This is a genomic window from Lysobacter sp. 2RAF19 (genome assembly GCF_052115395.1).
Taxonomy (GTDB): domain Bacteria; phylum Pseudomonadota; class Gammaproteobacteria; order Xanthomonadales; family Xanthomonadaceae; genus Noviluteimonas.
This window is the reverse complement of sequence record NZ_JBFRGO010000001.1, coordinates 735,469-752,065: the sequence shown is the minus strand read 5'-3', so window position 1 is coordinate 752,065 and position 16,597 is coordinate 735,469. Positions and strand designations below refer to the sequence as shown.

The 16,597-nt window shown below is 62.6% G+C and carries 18 protein-coding genes; 3 read left to right on the top strand and 15 right to left on the bottom strand.

Going from position 1 to position 16,597, the window contains the following annotated elements; genetic code table 11:
• Positions 1-2: 2 nt before the first annotated feature.
• From AB4059_RS03745 to AB4059_RS03725, 5 genes are all read right to left on the bottom strand, one after another.
• Positions 3-1,094: a DJ-1/PfpI family protein gene (locus AB4059_RS03745; RefSeq protein ID WP_498976706.1), complete on the bottom strand. Its 1,092-nt coding sequence runs from the start codon at positions 1,092-1,094 to the stop codon at positions 3-5.
• Positions 1,095-1,165: 71 nt separating this feature from the next.
• Positions 1,166-1,930, bottom strand: coding sequence for a transporter (locus AB4059_RS03740; protein ID WP_498976704.1), 765 nt, complete (start codon positions 1,928-1,930; stop codon positions 1,166-1,168).
• 296 nt (positions 1,931-2,226) lie between these two features.
• A complete protein-coding gene (locus tag AB4059_RS03735) occupies positions 2,227-2,523 on the bottom strand; it encodes an XAC0095 family protein (RefSeq protein WP_498976702.1) in 297 nt (98 codons plus the stop codon).
• A gap of 253 nt (positions 2,524-2,776) precedes the next feature.
• Positions 2,777-3,247: a hypothetical protein gene (locus tag AB4059_RS03730; RefSeq protein WP_498976700.1), complete on the bottom strand. Its 471-nt coding sequence runs from the start codon at positions 3,245-3,247 to the stop codon at positions 2,777-2,779.
• Between the two features lie 561 nt (positions 3,248-3,808).
• Positions 3,809-7,180, bottom strand: a complete 3,372-nt coding sequence (locus tag AB4059_RS03725; protein ID WP_498976698.1) for a hypothetical protein — start codon at positions 7,178-7,180, stop codon at positions 3,809-3,811.
• A gap of 87 nt (positions 7,181-7,267) precedes the next feature.
• Here AB4059_RS03725 and rlmB point away from each other — a divergent pair, with 87 nt between their 5' ends.
• Genes rlmB through AB4059_RS03710 form a run of 3 tightly spaced genes read left to right on the top strand, consistent with a single transcriptional unit; the run spans position 7,268 to position 8,570 of the window.
• A complete protein-coding gene (rlmB, locus tag AB4059_RS03720; protein WP_498976696.1) occupies positions 7,268-8,011 on the top strand; it encodes a 23S rRNA (guanosine(2251)-2'-O)-methyltransferase RlmB in 744 nt (247 codons plus the stop codon).
• Entirely contained in the window at positions 8,008-8,277 is a 270-nt protein-coding gene (locus tag AB4059_RS03715) for a CBU_0592 family membrane protein (RefSeq protein ID WP_498976694.1), read from the top strand. The genes rlmB and AB4059_RS03715 overlap by 4 nt, the downstream gene beginning before the upstream one ends.
• Positions 8,274-8,570: a hypothetical protein gene (locus AB4059_RS03710; RefSeq protein WP_498976692.1), complete on the top strand. Its 297-nt coding sequence runs from the start codon at positions 8,274-8,276 to the stop codon at positions 8,568-8,570. Before AB4059_RS03715 ends, AB4059_RS03710 begins: the two co-directional genes overlap by 4 nt.
• A gap of 51 nt (positions 8,571-8,621) precedes the next feature.
• On the opposite strand, the gene AB4059_RS03705 is transcribed toward AB4059_RS03710, so the two are convergent.
• The 10 genes from AB4059_RS03705 to pstS all read right to left on the bottom strand — a co-directional run bounded on the left by AB4059_RS03705 (position 8,622) and on the right by pstS (position 16,568).
• On the bottom strand, positions 8,622-9,071 hold the full coding sequence (locus AB4059_RS03705; protein WP_498976690.1) for a YxiG-like protein: 450 nt from the start codon (positions 9,069-9,071) through the stop codon (positions 8,622-8,624).
• Positions 9,064-9,672 (bottom strand): ribonuclease T, encoded by a 609-nt coding sequence (gene rnt / locus AB4059_RS03700; protein WP_498977824.1) that lies wholly within the window; start codon positions 9,670-9,672, stop codon positions 9,064-9,066. The genes AB4059_RS03705 and rnt overlap by 8 nt, the downstream gene beginning before the upstream one ends.
• A gap of 72 nt (positions 9,673-9,744) precedes the next feature.
• A complete protein-coding gene (locus AB4059_RS03695; protein WP_498976688.1) occupies positions 9,745-10,482 on the bottom strand; it encodes an HvfC family RiPP maturation protein in 738 nt (245 codons plus the stop codon).
• A complete protein-coding gene (locus AB4059_RS03690) occupies positions 10,475-11,293 on the bottom strand; it encodes an HvfB family MNIO-type RiPP peptide maturase (RefSeq protein ID WP_498976686.1) in 819 nt (272 codons plus the stop codon). The genes AB4059_RS03695 and AB4059_RS03690 overlap by 8 nt, the downstream gene beginning before the upstream one ends.
• A 7-nt stretch (positions 11,294-11,300) precedes the next feature.
• Positions 11,301-11,753 carry an EF-hand domain-containing protein gene (locus AB4059_RS03685; protein WP_498976684.1) on the bottom strand — a complete coding sequence of 151 codons (453 nt, stop codon included), beginning with the start codon at positions 11,751-11,753 and terminating at the stop codon, positions 11,301-11,303.
• A gap of 183 nt (positions 11,754-11,936) precedes the next feature.
• Positions 11,937-12,632, bottom strand: coding sequence for a phosphate signaling complex protein PhoU (gene phoU, locus AB4059_RS03680; RefSeq protein ID WP_498976682.1), 696 nt, complete (start codon positions 12,630-12,632; stop codon positions 11,937-11,939).
• The gene (gene pstB / locus AB4059_RS03675) at positions 12,629-13,444 is read right to left on the bottom strand and encodes a phosphate ABC transporter ATP-binding protein PstB (protein ID WP_498976680.1); all 816 of its coding nucleotides are present in this window, start codon (positions 13,442-13,444) and stop codon (positions 12,629-12,631) included. The genes phoU and pstB overlap by 4 nt, the downstream gene beginning before the upstream one ends.
• Before the next feature lie 37 nt (positions 13,445-13,481).
• Complete coding sequence (gene pstA / locus AB4059_RS03670) at positions 13,482-14,348, bottom strand: phosphate ABC transporter permease PstA (RefSeq protein WP_498976678.1); 867 nt, start codon at positions 14,346-14,348, stop codon at positions 13,482-13,484.
• Complete coding sequence (gene pstC / locus AB4059_RS03665; RefSeq protein WP_498976676.1) at positions 14,348-15,319, bottom strand: phosphate ABC transporter permease subunit PstC; 972 nt, start codon at positions 15,317-15,319, stop codon at positions 14,348-14,350. Before pstC ends, pstA begins: the two co-directional genes overlap by 1 nt.
• 112 nt (positions 15,320-15,431) lie before the next feature.
• Entirely contained in the window at positions 15,432-16,568 is a 1,137-nt protein-coding gene (gene pstS, locus AB4059_RS03660; RefSeq protein WP_498976674.1) for a phosphate ABC transporter substrate-binding protein PstS, read from the bottom strand.
• Positions 16,569-16,597 lie beyond the last annotated feature (29 nt).

Here is a 16,597-nt window from a genome sequence, read left to right as displayed (position 1 = left end):
GCTCATTCGGCCGCCGGCGCCCAAGGGTACTCAAAGTCGATCGCAACGCCCCGTGCAGTCGAACGGCCGTAGCGGCCTTCGATCGCGGCCAGGACGGCGTCGAAGAGCGGAACGCCTGCGCTGGCGGTCGCGGCGGCGATCTCGTGCTGCATATCGCCGGGCCGCGCGCTGTCGGGCAACCAGACGAGCCCGGAACGACTCCGCACGCTTTGCGCAGCCGCAAGGCCGTAAGCCTGGCTTCGGCCCGTGCGCGACCAGGCATCGGCGGTCAAGGCGACCGCGATGTCGTCCATGCCGTCCTGCAGCGGCAGCCCGAGCTTTTCGTTGGAATGGAACCACTTGTTGGTCGCGTTGGTCTTCGCGAGGGCGACCAGGTTGCCCATGCGCGGTTTGAATGTGTCGCTGTCGTGTTCGGTCGTCCAGGCGGTCACGCCGAACTGCGCGCCGACCGCGAGGGCCTTCTCGTGGCCGGCGATCGATTCGAGCAACGCCAGCGACGCGGGAATCGCGGCGCTGATTCCCGCGCTCGACGCGACGCGCCCATCGACCACATAGCGCGTGTTCGACACCCACGTGATCTGCGGATACGTCTTCCGGCGATAGGACTCGGTGGCCCAATGCGCGGTGGCGCGGTGGCCGTTCAACAGGCCCGTGGCGGCGACGACGAGGGCGCCATCGCAGATGCTGACGATCGTTGCGCCTTTGGCGTTTTGTGCGTTGATCCAGGCGAGCAAGGTCGCGTCGTCGCGATGCACGATCGCGGGGACGATGACGTAGTCGGCGCCTTCGGGGAAACGCGCGTCGAACGCCCGCGCATCGAACTCGGGCCGCAACCGCAGGGCGGGGCGCATCTGCATCGCGCCGGGCTGCGTGGAGACCGCGAACGTATCGACCGCGCCGGAGCGTTGCAGCACGGCGTAGGGAATCACGAAATCGGTGAGCTCGGTGCCGGCGTTGTGGCCGATGACGGCGACGACGGGCTTGGCGTGGCCGTGTTGGGCGACGTAAGGCGCGAATTGCGCTTCGGCGTGGGCGGGGGCCGCGGCGAGGGCGATTGCGAGGGTCGAGGCCGTAAGGAGATTGAGGCGGGACATGGCAGGCGGGCACCTTCGGGTGGGGCCTTCAATGTGCCGCCGGGGCCTTCGCGTCGTGCGCCAACGAACTGTCAATTCCTGCCAAGGAAAACGGCAAAGCCGACGCCGCCTTGCCACGTATCGGCCTTGCCGCCCAGGCGATGACGGACACCGATGTCCAGTTGCACACGCGGTGTGGCCTGCCAAGTCAGACCAGCGCCGCCCATGCTGCCATCACCGATTCCGTCAAGGTGTTGTGCCGCCAGTTCCACGTACATCCCCAGCGCCGGGGTCAATGTCCAGCCGTCGTTGATGGCCAGCAACTGACTGTCGGTGCTTCCATGCACCGCTTCGGCATAAAGGCCGAGCGAATGCTCCGCGCTGCGCTGCCAATCGACGCTGGCGCCGAGTAGGTATTGTTGTGATTCGGCGCGAAATGCCCGCGCTCCGTCGGTGAGCTCAACGCTACCAAGCAGTCCCCAGCTGACATTGCCCGTGGTCGACGGTGCGAACTTCACCGCCAGCGAGGTATCGGAACGGCCATCGATGGTGGCGCCTGATCCTTCGAGTCGATCCCAGCCCGTGCCGAGTTGCAGTTCCAGCGAATGGCCGATGCCCAGTCGAAAAAGGGTGTCGGCGTTGTACAGGGTGATGCCGTCGGCACGACTCCAGTCGGGTAGCCCCTGTTCCAGCGTGAAATCGCCGAATTGAAGTGCGGCAGGCGTAAACCCCAGGCCAGGACGGTCGTATCCAGGGTTGTCCGAAGCCCACGCTGGTGCGGGCGTGATGACAAAGATTCCAAGAAACAGAGTCAAGGCCGAACCCAGATTGGGGGTCCGCCAACCCGTCAAGCGCATGATTCCTCCGTTCGAGCGCATCGATTCATGAGGCCCAAGTGCTGATTGGACACTGGTTATGCGCGATCCATCATGAGGCCGCTGGGTACAGCCCGCTCGAAACCGACCAGCGCGCCGCCCGAACGTGTGAAGTTCCAGATTTTTTTGGGAAAAAAATCTGAAACTCCCCACGCTGGGGCATCACCTTGCGGGTCGCTTCGATCTGGGGCTTTCGCCCGGGCGGGTATTGGGGGCTGCAAAGCGCAGCTTTGCAGGGAGCTGATCGGTTTCGGGAAGCGAAAGCGCGGGGCGCTGCGTCAGTTGAGTTTGCGGCGGTTGCGAGGTGCCGGCTTGGTTGGCCGCGGCTTCGTGCCTTCGTCGGCGAGGTAGGTGGCGTCGATGATCGCGTCGAGTTCCTTCGACAGGTTGGAGAAGCACCAGCCAAGGGAATTCGGACGGAGGATCGCGTCGTAGTTGCTGGCGTTGGTGCCGGGCTCGGTCAAGTGCGCCATCAAACGGACGAAGTAGGCGATTTGCACCAGCGAGAAGTGCGCGGGTTCGGGGATGGCGAGGACAGCGGTGCTGGTGCGCGGGTCGTGAAGATCTTTGGACATGGCAACCTCCTGGACTGGAAGGACTTGCGTCGCGAATGCGACGCAAGGTGTCGGGAGGTGGAAAACCGCTCAGAAGTCGGTGGACGTATTTCCTCTTGCAAGGTCTTGTATTGGTCCCCTCCCGACGTGGGAGGCTTGCGTCTGCACTGTTCTGAGTGGAGTTTCCAGCTCCGTCTCGAATAGTGCAGATCAACGAAGATCAACAAAATCAGACGCGAGCGCGTTACGCGTCCGACGCGTCACAAGCCTTCCATCATTGCTCGTTCGCGGTCGCGGGTTTCTTCTTGCGCCGCGCCCAGCGATAGCCCAATTCCTTGACGGCGTCGTCCAGACCGACGGCTTTGCCGAGGACTTTGAGGATTGCGTAGCAATTGTGTGAGAAGGCCATCAGATCACTGCCGAGTGCGGTGACGGTGTCCTGACACTTGTCGGCGAACAGCTTCGCCCGGTTGGCAATGCGCTGCATGCGGTCGCGGGCTTCAAGGTCGGCGTTGGCGCCGGCCAGGTTCATGTAGGGCGGGATCAGGTCAGCGTTTTGGTTCGCCAGGTCGAGGTTCAAGCGCACGTAGCGCTCGCTCTGCGGTCCCATGATGTTCATGGTCTTCCGATCACCGATGGCCAGGCTGAGCAGCCCAGGCAGGAGTTCTTCGAGGCGCGCGAACAAGGCCATGACCTCGTCCTCTGTCTCCTGCGTGATCCTGAGGGAAGCGAGGTCTTGCGTCATTGCGGTACTCCAAGGGGGAAATTTCACTTGGAGTTATCGATCTGCGAGGAGAGGGAAGGCAACAGAGGAAAGTTTGGGTGTGTCGCGGATACATTCGAAGTGGAAACGCGCCCCGGGATAGGCGTCGAGGACCTTGCGCTAGGCCCCTGTGACCGAGGGCAAGGAGGTCGCGAGCTATCCCAATAGGACTGGGATGTCGCGCGAGGACTCTGCGACGTTGCAAATAGGGCGCGGCGCGCTTATGCCAGAGTTTCCTCCACTCACCGCCAAGGTTCGCGAGCTTGCGACAACGGATCGAGAATTCGCGCCAAGGGGTCGCGACCTCGCACCAAGGTATCGCGACCTGGCACCAAGGTATCGCGACCTGGCACCAAGGTATCGCGGCCTCGCGCCAAGGTATGGCAACCGCCTGCGACAAAGGGCGGCGACGTTACCCTAGGTGCTCCCCGACCTTGGGCGAGCGTCCGAGATATGCGGTAGCTGTCCGGGCGTTTGTGCTTCGGATCAACAACCGTAAGTGACGGCCCGCAAAAGCGACTGGGAGGGGTCGTGACTCCAGCGTCAGCCCTTTGATGCCCCTGGCCCGGAGCCTGGCTCGTACACGAGGTAGCAAACATGCGATCCGTCGGTCATGACAGAACGCTCAATTGTTAAATCCAGATCAACAAGAAGAGGACTGTCACTGCGGAGTCGCACTGTTGCTTCTACCAATCGGTCGTCTGCAAATTCTCTGAAAAGTACCTTCTGGAAGATCGATTTGCTCAGAACGATCGAGCGACCGGCGGCCAGAGGCGCCGAATACACGTGAACGTTGTTGAAGTCGCACACGTAGCCGTCGCCACGTTCGTCCCGTCGAACGTTTAGGTCGCTGGGTCGCGGAAAACTGTCCTCGTCATCAGTGGGATACTGCCACTGCCAGACCCATTCGGGTCGGGTCGCATTATCCAAAATAAGAATCGGCTGCTGCCCCTCCGATGTAATCAGTGATGCCTCGCGCTTAAGCGCATTCCAATAACTCTGTGGATCAGCCGCCGAAATCTCGCGAATCTGACTCTGCCCAAGCACATCGCTGAGCACCAACGTGCCCACGAGGTTTGACATTGTGTCGGCCCAGAATTGTGATTCGTTGACCGCAAGGGGCTCAAATATCGTCCGCGTGAGCTCGCCTCTTCGCACTTGGCGCATTGTGAAAGTGTGCGGTGATAACGAGCTGACTGACTCCTCGACTGAGCCGAACAGGGCAATAGGGAACTTGGCGGTCTGCGCACTGAACGCCTTGGAAGACGCATCGTGGCTAATCGCGATAAGTCTATTTTCGTCAATCGGCGAGCTCTGAATCGCTTCAACCTGAACTTGGTCAAGATTCTTCAAAAAGTCACGCAGACTCTGACGGCTGTGATTCGTCGCATCCGCGGCGCTGGGGGACGCCTCGCCAGACTCTAAGAGGGCGGTGAGCGTTTCCTCGTACGCTTTTGAGGGCGATTCGATTTCGGCGAGCCAATCGCGGACCAAGCTCTTCGTCCGCTCCAGGTTGATGGGGCTTTGCGTCGTCCACAAATCCATTTGTCGACTTATTTCTTCCGAAACCTGCCAACGATCTCCCGAAAAAAGAGAAAGCAGAACCGCTTGCGCCGGCCGGCTTGTCTCGCTCCCAGCACTCCCGAAAGAAGTGTAGGTGCGGCCGCTGACCATGACGTCTTGCTGCAAATCGCGCGCGCGCTCAAAGAAGCGACCTATTCTCGCCTCATACTGGCCGTTGGAGTGTGAGCTGTGTTGTCGAATTTTGGCGGCAAGGAAACTGTTTGCGGAGATCTGATTCGCCGACTGAGTGCCGCCGCCTCGCCAAGGCAGGCCCCGCGCCATGCCTTTTGCAATATGGAGGGAGAGAGAGGCGTTGGTCAGTAATGGAGATGTCTCCAGGGTCCAAGTTGTCAGTATTTCCAGCACAACCAGTCTGACGTCCTCCCAATAGTTCTGAAGAGCGCCTAGAGTTACTGCGCGGTGCAAGGATCTCACCGTCGTCTGCTCCAACTGCAGGTCATCAGGAGAGATGCCTACATGCTCCTCCGTATTGGATAAATACAGGGGCAAGTCATCCAAGTTGAGAAAGGCCGTCTTGCCGTAAAGCGCGAAGGGCACATTCTCGTACCGCAGTACTCCCCACCACTTCTGTAGAACGTCAGCAAACCATTCTGCTGCCTCACGGTCGCCCCGAAACACTGCGGCGAGCAGCATTCGCGCCGTCTCGCTGACATGCGACGCGGACAGTTGCGCAAAATCCAGAAGAGTGTTCTGTGGTGCGGCACTTTCTTTACTAATGTCCCGAAAGGAGTGGCGAGCCGCTTCCCATCCCCCTACGAAAGTGACGATTTGTTCGGTGTAAACGCGACGTAGCGGCGGTGCCAGAAGCACCATCCTATGAGGGCCGCGATCCGAGGCGCCCTGCTGTTCAATCCGGTTAATCCACCATTTGCTGAGTTCAAACATCAGCGTTGTGGGGGAGGTCAGAATGTAGTCGCGAATTGCCAGGGGAGAAGCATCGATCCCCGGGTTTCGAAGGCGGCTCGCAAGGTAACAGAACCGACCAAAGGCATGGTCGTTTTTGAGAATTTCATCGACCGACGACTTGAAGATCGGGCGATAAGCGTGAACCCACTCTTTGTGAAATGGGTGTGCGAATAGCCCGGTTTCCGCTAACAGCGCACAGCTTTCGACTTCTCCGGTTTCCGAAGTGAATGTCGAAGACGCTAGTAGGGCGCCATGTACATCAGCTAACAAATCGTAGGCGCGGTCGAACGATTCGGAGTTGGCGCTAAGTACAGCATTCTGGGTGTCGTCCCTTAGTTCAGTGAGAATGTTGTCAACGGTCAAACGCAAGAAGTGGCTGGAAGGACGCCTGAAGACATATGCGTGCCTTATGAGAATTGCTTGCCACTTCGCCAGTTGCGGACCCCGCTTTGTAACCGCGTATACAGTCCTTCCTCTCGCATAAGTACGGCCTACTTCTAAGGGCAATATCAGTTCCGGCCCTCGATGTCCGCCGATTGTGCGGCTCTGCGGGGTGGGGGCGACATATTTGCGGGCCCCATGCATCCAAGAGGTTGTGACGAACTTGAGTAGCCAAAGTCGAACATCAACCAGGGTCTTTGTTCGTCTCAATTGGAATTCCGTTGCCTGCGCATCGGTTTTCAGATCGAAGGAAAGAAAGCTTATTTTGGGTGCGTTTGGCTCATCGCTGCTCTTGCCGATCCAGCCCTTCTGCGAGGAGTTTAGAAGAACGTGCTCCGCATACACTTTCGCAACGTCGCGCGGCAAAGCGACGTTGGACGTGTAACGCTCGATTATTCTCTGTTGAACTTCTGGCCGAAGAAAAACGATGGTTCGGTACAAGAAGTATGTTGTGAAAAGAGAGTTTGAAACGAACCAAATCCAGTCCACGCTCATCAGCGCCGCAGTTCCTCGGTCGTTGATCTGAGGCAAAAGAAAAGACTGGATTCCCATCGAAAATACGAGTGTCAGCGACGAGATTCCGGCCACCAGCGCGCCCGTGTCAACAACATAGAATTGGAGAATTGCTTGGCTCGCGGGTCTGCGTTGGAGAAACAGACTAATAAAGGCAATAACGATCGGGTAAACAAGCGCCGCAAGCGTCGCCTGAACTGACCAGAGAGTCGTGAAGAACGATTGCGGGGATTCAAATCCCCCAGGCCACCACTTCTCGATGCGTGGAAACCAAATGTATATGGCCCAGGTTGTTGCCGTCGTCCAAAGAAGGAGGGAGAGAACGAGCCGTCCTACGCGTTCGCTGTAAAAGATTAGTTCTCTTTCGAGGGCCGAGGGACGGAGTGTGCGAAGGGCGTCGTTTGAACGTCTCCATTCGGCGATATCGCTACGAACTCTCGACCTGATCGTCCAAGGGTTGCCAGAGGGCATGCGCGCATTCCTTCGCTACGGCTACTTTTGACATGTTAGCGTCCACGGCGATGCCTAAATGGCTTCTTGCGGTGCACAATATTGCCCATGAACAAACAATCCCAATGGATCGCCGGCATCAACGCCGTCGCTTCCGCCGTCGAGCACGACGGCGAGAACGTGCGGGAGGTCCTCCTCGACGCCAATGCCAAGAACCCGCGCATCACCGAGATCGAAACCCAGGCCCGGCGGTTGGGGATCGAGGTTCGGCGGGTGGCGCAAAACGCGCTCGACGGGGTGGCCGGCGGGCTGCGGCACCAGGGGGCGGTCGCGCGGTATGCGGCGGCCAAGACCTGGGGCGAGGATGAGTTGGAGGGGTTGGTCGAGGCGGCGGCGGGGAAGGCGCTCGTGTTGGTGCTCGACGGGGTGCAGGATCCCCACAATCTCGGCGCGTGTCTGCGCAGTGCGGCGGCCGCTGCGGTGACGGCGGTGGTGATTCCGAAGGACAAGGCGGTGCAGGTCAATGCGACGGTGCGCAAGACCTCGGCGGGTGCGGCGGACAGTATCCCGGTCGTGCGCGTGACCAATCTCGCGCGGTGCCTGCGCGATCTGCAGCAGCAGGGTGTGTGGATCTACGGGTTGGCGGGCGAGGCCGAGGCGTCGCTGTATTCGATCGACATGAAGGGCAATGTCGCGTTGGTGCTCGGTGGCGAGGCCGATGGGCTGCGCCGGTTGACGCGTGAGCATTGCGATCAGTTGGTGCGCATTCCGATGCCGGGGGAGTTCGAATCGCTCAACGTGTCGGTCGCCACCGGCGTGGCCTTGTTCGAAGCGGTGAGGCAGCGGCTGTGAATTTCGCCTGGTACGACGTCGTCGGGTTCGCGGGGACGTTGATGATCCTCGCGGCGTTCGCGGCGCAGCAGATGGGCAAGATGCGCGGGGACGGGGCGACGTATCAGTTGCTCAATCTGTTCGGCGCGCTGGGCATCCTCGTGTCGTTGATGGGTTCGTTCAACATCTCGGTGTTCGTGCTCGAGAGTACGTGGGTGCTGGTGAGTGCGTATGGGTTGTGGCGGTCGCGGAGTTTGCGGGCGCGCGCGGACGTGGCGGACAGATGAAGGGGTTGACCCCGTCGCTGGAAGTTGCGTTCTGCGTCGTCGGCGTGTTCGTGCTCGCCTCGATCGTGCTGCGCAATCGGGTCATTTCGTGGCTGCATCGGACCGGCCAATACGAAGAGGCGGGCAGGCCGCCGAGGTTCTTCTACTCGGGCATTCTTCCGACGCGCTTGTTTTGGGATTCGTGGCGTCTGGAGCGCGCTGACCGAAGGTTGATCCGCGCCTATTTCGCGACAGAGATCGCCGGGTTGGTCGGGATGCTCGTCGTGTGGCTGGTGTGGTTCTTCAGCCGGTAAGGTTCCGCGAAGTCGGCTTAGAAGCGATTCGGACCAGTCGGAGGCGATCTCTCAGCGGTCGTGAGGAGGCGCGCCATTGCCCATCTCGGTAGCGAGCGCAACGAACACGAGTTCCAGGCGATAAGCCTCGGTCGCCAGGACTGCCTTGTGCAGTGTCCTGCCGAGCCGCGCTTCCCATCGCCGCAGGTCGTCGTCTTCGACGAGGCTGATTCCAGAATGGGCGGTCGATGACCCCACGCTCCAATCGAATCCATCGCTTCCGGACGACACTTGTCGCACATCCACGGCCGACAAGTTCGCATACTCCGACGCATCGACTCGCGTCTCGACAGAGGCAGAAACGCAACCGACGAATCGATACAAGCGTTGCCCGACCAGGCGCGTTCCTTCGTACTGTGCGGCGACAATATCGTAATCGCGCATGTACGCAGTGAAGCCATGCCGGCAGATCACCATCTCGAACGCTTGGGACTGGTCCGCGATGGCGACGGTGTCATTCACGGGCGCCTTGCCCCATGCCGATCCCCCACTTGTTCGCCACGCTGCAGAACAACGCCGCGGTCTTCTCCGCGTCGTAAACCGCCGAGTGCGCTTCCTCGCCGTTCCATTCCATCCCCGCGGCCTGCACCGCGCGCGCGAGCACGGTCTGACCGAACGCCACGCCACCCAGGGTCACGGTGTCGAACACGCTGAAGGGGTGGAAGGGGTTGCGCTTGTGTTGCACGCGGGCGACGGCGGCGTTGAGGAAGTTGAGGTCGAAGTGGGCGTTGTGGCCGACGAGGATCGCGCGCTGGCAGTTGTGTTTGCGCACGGCGGCGCGCACGGCGGCGAAGACGTGGTCGAGGCCTTCTTTCTCGTGTTTGGCGAAGCGGAAGGGGTGGTCGAGGACGATGCCGGTGATTTCGAGCGACTTGGGATCGATCGCCAGGCCGGGGGCGGGGATGAAGTGGGAGCTCGCGACTTCGCCGGGGATGTAGCGGCCCTGGGCGTCGAGGTCGATCGGGATGACGGCCATTTCCAGCAGCGCGTGCTTCTGCCAGTCGAAGCCGCCGGTTTCGACGTCGACGACCACGGGCAGGTAGCCGCGGAAGCGATCGGACATGCGGCGGAAGGTGGGCGTCTCGCTGCCGGGTTCGGTGGCGGGCGGGGTGTCGGACTGCGTCATCGCGACAGCCTAGCAGCGCGGCACGGTTCCCAGCAGCACGCCTTGGGTCTGGAGGTCGCGGAGGGTGGTTTCGCCGCCTTGCAGGAAAGCGGCCGGATCGGGTGGCTGGGCTTGCGTGGCGAGGGTTTGCAGGAGGCCGCGGCCGCTTTCGCTCGCATTGGCGTCGATCATCGCGAGCAGGGCGAAGGTGACCGGCGAGAGCGTGGAGAAGTGGACGTCGCCCGCCGGGTCGCGATGGAGCAGGAGGAGGGTGGGTTCTGCCGGCCGCGCCTCGGGTTGGAAGCCGGGGCCGATGCGATGGACGGGCCAGGTGTAGGCGAGGGGCCAGGCGTTCGGGGAGGCGACGGGGATGGCGTCGAGGAGATCGCCGTACGGGTCGTGCGGGGGCATCGGTGGGTCGGAGATCGACAGCGCCAGTTCGGCGTATTCGTAGTGCGCGAGTTCGGGGAGCCAGCCGTCTCGCGGCGACAGCCACTGTACGAATTCGTTACCGACTTCGGTGAACAGCGGCGTTTGCGCGCGATGGGTTGCATAGAACTCGCGAGCGAGTGCGCGCCAGGCGTCGTCGCCGAGCGTCTTCCGGATCACCGGGAAGTTGGACGCCAGCAGACCCTGGAGGCTGTTGAAGAACAGGTCCCGGTAAATCGCCATGCGCCGGTCTTCGATGCCGTCGGGCGCGGGGTTGTTCGCGGGGTCGCGCACGTGCGCCGCGAAAGCGAGCTGCTGTTCCCGCAATGCGTCAGACATGGCGGCGTTGGATCTCGCGGATCCGCTCGACTTCCGCGAGCAACACGTCGAACGCGGGGAAGTTGAAGTCGCGTTCCAGCAGCGTCGGCCGCACGCCGTGCAAGGCATACGCGTGATCGAGCAGCGCCCACACATCGTCTTTCACCGGCGCGCCGTGCGTGTCGATCTTCAGGTCGTGCGCTTCGTCGTAATGCCCGGCGATGTGGTACTGCGTGACGCGTTCCGTCGGCATCGCCGCGAGGAAGGCGCGTGCGTCGTAGCCGTGGTTGATCGCGTTGACGTAGACGTTGTTGACGTCGAGCAGCAGGTCGCAGTCGGCGGCATCGAGGACGGCGTTGACGAAGTCCGCTTCGTCGAGTGCGCGATGCGGGGCTGCGTAGTAGCTGACGTTTTCGATCGCGATGCGGCGGCCGAGGCGATCCTGCACGTTGCGAATGCGGTCGGCGACGTGTTGCACGGCGACATCCGTGAACGGAATCGGTAGCAGGTCGTACAACTGGCCGTCGTCGCTGCAATAGCTCAGGTGTTCGCTGTAGTGCGCGATGGCGTGGCGGTCGAGGAACGTGCCGACGCGATCGACGAAGCCGGCGTCGAGTGGCGAGGGCCCGCCCAGGGACAGCGACAACCCATGACACGTGATCGGATGCCGCGACGCGAGCGAAGCGAACCCATCGCCCAATCGCCCGCCCACGCCGATCCAGTTCTCCGGCGCGCATTCGAGGAAATCGAACGCGTCCATCGGCGCGTCCTGCAGCGCGCCCATCAGGGCGCGCCGCAGGCCGAGCCCCGCGGATGCGGCAGGCAGTGCCATCAGCCGATTACGCGCTGGCGCCGCACTTCCCTTCGCCGCACTTGCCTTCTTCCATCATCTTGCCCGCGCCGCCGGAGCCGCCCATGTGGGCTTCCATTTCGTCGGCGGTGATGAAGCCGTCGCTGTTGGTGTCGTGCGAGGCGAACTTGCTGTCGTCGTTGTCGTGCGCGGCGGCGAACTCGGCCTTAGAGACCTTGCCGTCCTTGTCGCTGTCCATCTTCGCCACGCCGCACTTGCCTTCTTCGGCCTTCATGCCGCCTTCGGCCTTCATGCCGGTGTCGGCGGTCTTCTTCGCTTCGGCGGCCTTGTGTTCGGCGCCGCACGAGCCTTCGGCGACGGCCGAGTCCGAGGCCATGTAGCCGCTCGACAGCGGCTGCATCGCGAACGCCGAACCGGTCAGCACCAGTCCACCTGCGAGCGCGGCACTCAGGGCCAGGGGGGATTTGATCTTGCTGGACATACGCATCTCCATGACGCGGCTTGGCCGCAGGGGCGAGCAGGCGGGCAATGATGCCTGAGCTCGGGGGAGATACGCAGGGGGATGGGCGACGGATGCAAAAGGCGGGAATGGGGAATGGGGAATGGGGAATAAGGAGCGCCTTCCTATTCCCCATTCCCTATTCCCCATTCCCGCTCTTTTCCCTCAGCTATTCGTGGCGTCGCGCTTTTCCCGCGGCGGCAGCGGTTCTTCGCCATGCACCAGGAACCAGATGTTCTCGGCGATGTTGGTCGCGTGGTCGCCGATGCGTTCCAGGTTCTTCGCCATGAACAGCAGGTGCGTGCACGGGGTGATCGCGCGCGCGTCTTCCATCATGTAGGTCAGCAGTTCGCGGAACAGGCCGGTGTACTGCGTATCCAGTTCGGCGTCGCGGTTGCGGACGCGCTGGGCGGCGTCGCTGTCGCTGTCGCGGTAGGCGACGATGACATCGCGCACTTGTTCCAGCGCCAAGCGGCCGAGTGCATCCAGCCCGCGGGTATGCGGCAGCGGCGGCGAGAGGTTCAGCGCGCACGAGCGCTTGGCGACGTTGGCGGCGTAGTCGCCGATGCGTTCGATATCGGAGGAGACCTTGAGCGCGGCGAGGATCGTGCGCAGGTCGCGCGCCATCGGCCCGCGCAGCGCGAGCTTCATCACGCCGTGGTCGATTTCGCGCTCGATGGCGTCGATCGCTTCGTCGTTGGCGACGATGCGTTCGGCGGCCTTGTCGTCGCGGCGTTCCACCACGTCGAGCGCGGCTTCCAGCTGCGCCGCGGCCATCGTGCCCATGCGCACGATTTCGTCGAGCAGGCGGCGTTGTTCTTCGTCGTAGCTCTTGACGATGTGGTCGTGGACCTGGTTCATCCGAAACGCCCCGTGATGTAGTCCTCGGTCTGTTGCTTCGAGGGGTTGGAGAAGATGACTTCCGTCGTGTCGTGTTCGATCAGGTCGCCCAGGTACATGAAGGCGGTGTAGTCCGAAACGCGCGCGGCCTGCTGCATGTTGTGGGTCACGATGAGGATGGTGTAGCGCTGCTTGAGTTCTTCCACCAGCTGTTCGATGCGGCTGGTGGAAATCGGGTCGAGCGCGGACGTCGGCTCGTCGAGCAGCAACACATCGGGGCGCAGGGCCACGGCGCGCGCGATGCACAGGCGCTGCTGCTGGCCGCCGGACAGGCCTAGCGCGCTCTGCTTCAACTTGTCTTTCACCTCGTCCCACAGCGCGGCCTGGCGCAGCGCTTCCTCGACCCGCGCGTCCATGTCGGACTTCGACAGGCGTTCGTGGTGGCGGATGCCGTAGGCGACGTTCTCGTAGATCGTCATCGGGAACGGCACGGGCTTCTGGAACACCATGCCGACCTTGCTGCGCAGGCGGTTGAGCGGGTACTTCGGGTCGAGCACGTTCTGCCCGTCCAGCAGCACTTCGCCCGTCGCGGTCTGCTTCGGATACAGCGCGTAGATGCGGTTGAAGATGCGCAGCAGCGTCGACTTGCCGCAGCCCGACGGCCCGATCAGCGCGGTCACGCGATTCTCGGGGACCTCGAGGTGGATGTTCTTCACCGCGTGGAATTTGTCGTAGTGGAAGTTCAAACCACGCGCGGCGAGCTTGATCGGCGAGATCGTCGCCAGGGTGTTGTCGCGTTGCGGGGTGGCGACGGCGATGCGTGCGTCGTTCATGTCCGGGATCCGCTGGAGGAGCGTCATAAGGGGAAGATCAGTCGTGGACCATGCGCGAACGGGAGACGATCGCGCGGGCGGCAAGGGAAACGAGCAGGACGAACACCGTCAGCACGAAGGCGCCGGCCCAGGCGAGCGTGTGCCACGCTTCGAAGGGGCTCATGGCGTACTGGAAGATCACGACCGGCACGTTGGCCATGGGCTGCGAGAGGTCGGTGGTCCAGTACTGGTTGTTGAGCGCGGTGAACAGCAGCGGCGCGGTTTCGCCGGAGATGCGGGCCAGGGCGAGCAGGATGCCCGTGACGATGCCCGGCAACGAGGCGCGATAGAGCACCTGCACGGTCACCTTCCACTGCGGCACGCCGAGCGAGAGCGCGGCTTCGCGCATTTGCGCGGGCACCAGGCGCAGCATTTCGTCGGTGGTGCGCACCACGACCGGCAGCACGATGAAGGCGAGCGCGATCGCACCGGCCAGCGCGGAGAAGTGCCCCATCGGCGCGACGACGAGCGTGTACACGAACAGGCCCAGCACGATCGACGGCGCCGACAGCAGGATGTCGTTGACGAAGCGGATCGTTTCGCCCAGGCGCGCGGTGAAGCGCGTGCGGGCGAACTCGGCGAGGTAGGTACCGGCGAGCACGCCGATCGGCGCACCGAACAACACGCCGAGCAGGCTCATCGCCACGCTGCCGAAGATCGCGTTGAGCAGGCCGCCGTCGTCGCCCGGCGGGGGCGTCATCTTGGTGAAGAGGTCGAGGTCGAGTGCGGCGATGCCGTTGGTCAGCGTCGTCCACACGATCCACGCCAGCCAGAACAGGCCGAAGATCGTCGCGAAGGTGGCGAGCACCTGCGCGACGAGGTTCTTCGCGCGACGGAACTTGTAGAGGGCTTCCATGCTGGCCATCAGTTGCCTTCCTTGCGCGAGAGCTGGCGGAGCATCAGGCGCGCGATGGTCAGCACGGTGAAGGTGACCAGGAACAACACGAAGCCCAGCGCGATCAGCGCGCTGCGATACATCTCCGAATCGGCTTCGGCGAATTCGTTGGCGATGGTCGCGGCGATCGAGTTGCCCGGCATCAGCAACGAGGCGGTGAGTTCATGCGCGTTGCCGAGCACGAAGGTGACCGCCATCGTTTCGCCGAGTGCGCGGCCCAGGCCGAGGAAGATGCCGCCGATGACCGCCGAGCGCGTGTAGGGCAGCACCACGTCCCACACCACTTCCCAGCGCGTGGCGCCGAGGGCGTATGCCGATTCCTTCAAACGCCCCGGCACGGTGAGGAACACTTCGCGCATGACCGACGCGATGAAGGGAATCACCATGATCGCGAGCACCAGGCCCGCGGTCCCCATGCCCAAACCGAGCGGCGGGCCGGAGAAGAAGCGGCCGACGAGCGGCCACGTACCCATGTGTTCGTCGACCCACGGATAGACGTGTTCGGACAGCACGGGCACCAGGACGAACAGGCCCCACATGCCGTAGATGATCGACGGGATGCCGGCGAGCAATTCGATGCCGGCGCCGACCGGGCCGCGCAACCACTTCGGCGCGATCTCGGTAAGGAACATCGCGATGCCGAAACTCACCGGTACGGCGATGAGCATCGCGACGAAGGCGGTGACCAGCGTGCCGTAGATCGGAACCAGCGCACCGAACACCTGGTTCACCGGATCCCAGGCATCGGTCCACAGGAATTTCAGGCCGAAGGTCTGGAAGGCCAGGCGGCCGCCCCAGAACATCGAGAAGGCCGCCGCGATGAGCGCGACGAGCACGAACACACCGGCCGTGCCGACGATCCAGGCGAAGGCGCGGTCGTTGCGGACGTCGCGCGAAGAGCGCGCATCGGTGTGGTCCAGGGGCAGGGCGATCGAATTCATGGCGTTAGCGTGTGGCAGTTCCGTGACACGCGGATGACAGGGCGCCGGACAAAAAGAACGCGGGCATTGCGCCCGCGTTCTGGAAGGTCCGGGAGGAGGGGTCGGACCTTGTTCAGTACTTCAGGTTCGTCGACCAATACGCCTCGATCTGCTTCACCAGGTCATCCGGCAGCGGCACGTAGTCCAGCTTCGTCGCCGACGCATCGCCATTGGTGTAGGCCCACTCGAAGAACTCCTTGGCGTTCTTCGCACCGGCCGCATTCTTCGGCTGCTTGTACATCAGGATGAAATTGGTCGCGGTGATCGGCCAGGACTGCGCGCCCGGCGCGTTGGTCATCACCAGGTAGAAGTCCTTCGCGTTCGCCCAGTCGGCGCTCGCGGCGGCGGCCTGGAAGCTGTCGTTGCTCGGGTTGATGAAGTTGCCCGCGGCATTCTTCATGCGCGAGTAGGTCATCTTGTTCTGCAACGCGTAGGACATCTCGACATAGCCGATGCCGCCGTTGATCTGCTTGACGTACGCAGCGACGCCTTCGTTGCCCTTGCCGCCGATGCCGCCCGGCCACTTCACGGCCGTGCCTTCACCGACCTTGGTCTTCCACTCCGGGCTGACCTTGGACAGGTAGTTGACGAAGTTGAACGTCGTACCCGAACCATCGGAGCGATGCACGATCGTGATCTTCTTCGCCGGCAACTTCAGGCCGCCGTTGATCTCGACGATGCGCGGGTCGTTCCACATCGTGACCTTGCCGAGGAAGATATCGGCCAGCAGCGGACCGTCGAGCTTCATCGCACCGGCCGCAACACCCGGCACGTTGACCACCGGCACCACGCCGCCGATCACCGAGGGAAACTGCGCCAGCCCGAACTTCGCCAACTCTTCCGGCTTCAACGGCGCATCCGACGAACCGAAGTCCACCGTACCGGCCTTGATCTGCGCGATACCGCCGCCCGAACCGATCGACTGGTAATTCACTTTCTTCTGGGTGGCGGCGGCGTAATCGGCCGACCACTTCGACATGATGGGATAGACGAAGGACGCACCCGCGCCCGTGACGTCGGCGGCGTGGGCGGACGCGGCGAACCCGCCGGCCAGGACGATTGCCAGCGACAGTGCGGTGGTGCGGAGCGGAGCGAAGTAGGACACGGATGTCTCCTGAAGGGATATGCACGAGCGACGTCGCCCGGATGCGTGCATTCCATAACCGTTGCGTGACACTCGGATGTTGGGGATATGACAGCGGCGTGACATGGGGTTCGCGATTCAGGGCAGGCTGAAAA

Bases quoted from the DNA above. Each gene is read 5' to 3' on its own strand.
- AB4059_RS03725 (WP_498976698.1), bottom strand. From the start codon at position 7,180: ATGCCCTCTGGCAACCCTTGGACGATCAGGTCGAGAGTTCGTAGCGAT.
- AB4059_RS03710 (WP_498976692.1), top strand. From the start codon at position 8,274: ATGAAGGGGTTGACCCCGTCGCTGGAAGTTGCGTTCTGCGTCGTCGGC.
- pstB (WP_498976680.1), bottom strand. From the start codon at position 13,444: ATGAACGACGCACGCATCGCCGTCGCCACCCCGCAACGCGACAACACC.
- pstS (WP_498976674.1), bottom strand. From the start codon at position 16,568: ATGTCACGCCGCTGTCATATCCCCAACATCCGAGTGTCACGCAACGGT.
- pstC (WP_498976676.1), bottom strand. From the start codon at position 15,319: ATGAATTCGATCGCCCTGCCCCTGGACCACACCGATGCGCGCTCTTCG.
- AB4059_RS03730 (WP_498976700.1), bottom strand. From the start codon at position 3,247: ATGACGCAAGACCTCGCTTCCCTCAGGATCACGCAGGAGACAGAGGAC.
- AB4059_RS03745 (WP_498976706.1), bottom strand. From the start codon at position 1,094: ATGTCCCGCCTCAATCTCCTTACGGCCTCGACCCTCGCAATCGCCCTC.
- pstA (WP_498976678.1), bottom strand. From the start codon at position 14,348: ATGGCCAGCATGGAAGCCCTCTACAAGTTCCGTCGCGCGAAGAACCTC.
- rlmB (WP_498976696.1), top strand. From the start codon at position 7,268: ATGAACAAACAATCCCAATGGATCGCCGGCATCAACGCCGTCGCTTCC.
- AB4059_RS03690 (WP_498976686.1), bottom strand. From the start codon at position 11,293: ATGGCACTGCCTGCCGCATCCGCGGGGCTCGGCCTGCGGCGCGCCCTG.
- phoU (WP_498976682.1), bottom strand. From the start codon at position 12,632: ATGAACCAGGTCCACGACCACATCGTCAAGAGCTACGACGAAGAACAA.
- AB4059_RS03685 (WP_498976684.1), bottom strand. From the start codon at position 11,753: ATGTCCAGCAAGATCAAATCCCCCCTGGCCCTGAGTGCCGCGCTCGCA.
- AB4059_RS03735 (WP_498976702.1), bottom strand. From the start codon at position 2,523: ATGTCCAAAGATCTTCACGACCCGCGCACCAGCACCGCTGTCCTCGCC.
- AB4059_RS03740 (WP_498976704.1), bottom strand. From the start codon at position 1,930: ATGCGCTTGACGGGTTGGCGGACCCCCAATCTGGGTTCGGCCTTGACT.
- rnt (WP_498977824.1), bottom strand. From the start codon at position 9,672: ATGTCCGATCGCTTCCGCGGCTACCTGCCCGTGGTCGTCGACGTCGAA.
- AB4059_RS03695 (WP_498976688.1), bottom strand. From the start codon at position 10,482: ATGTCTGACGCATTGCGGGAACAGCAGCTCGCTTTCGCGGCGCACGTG.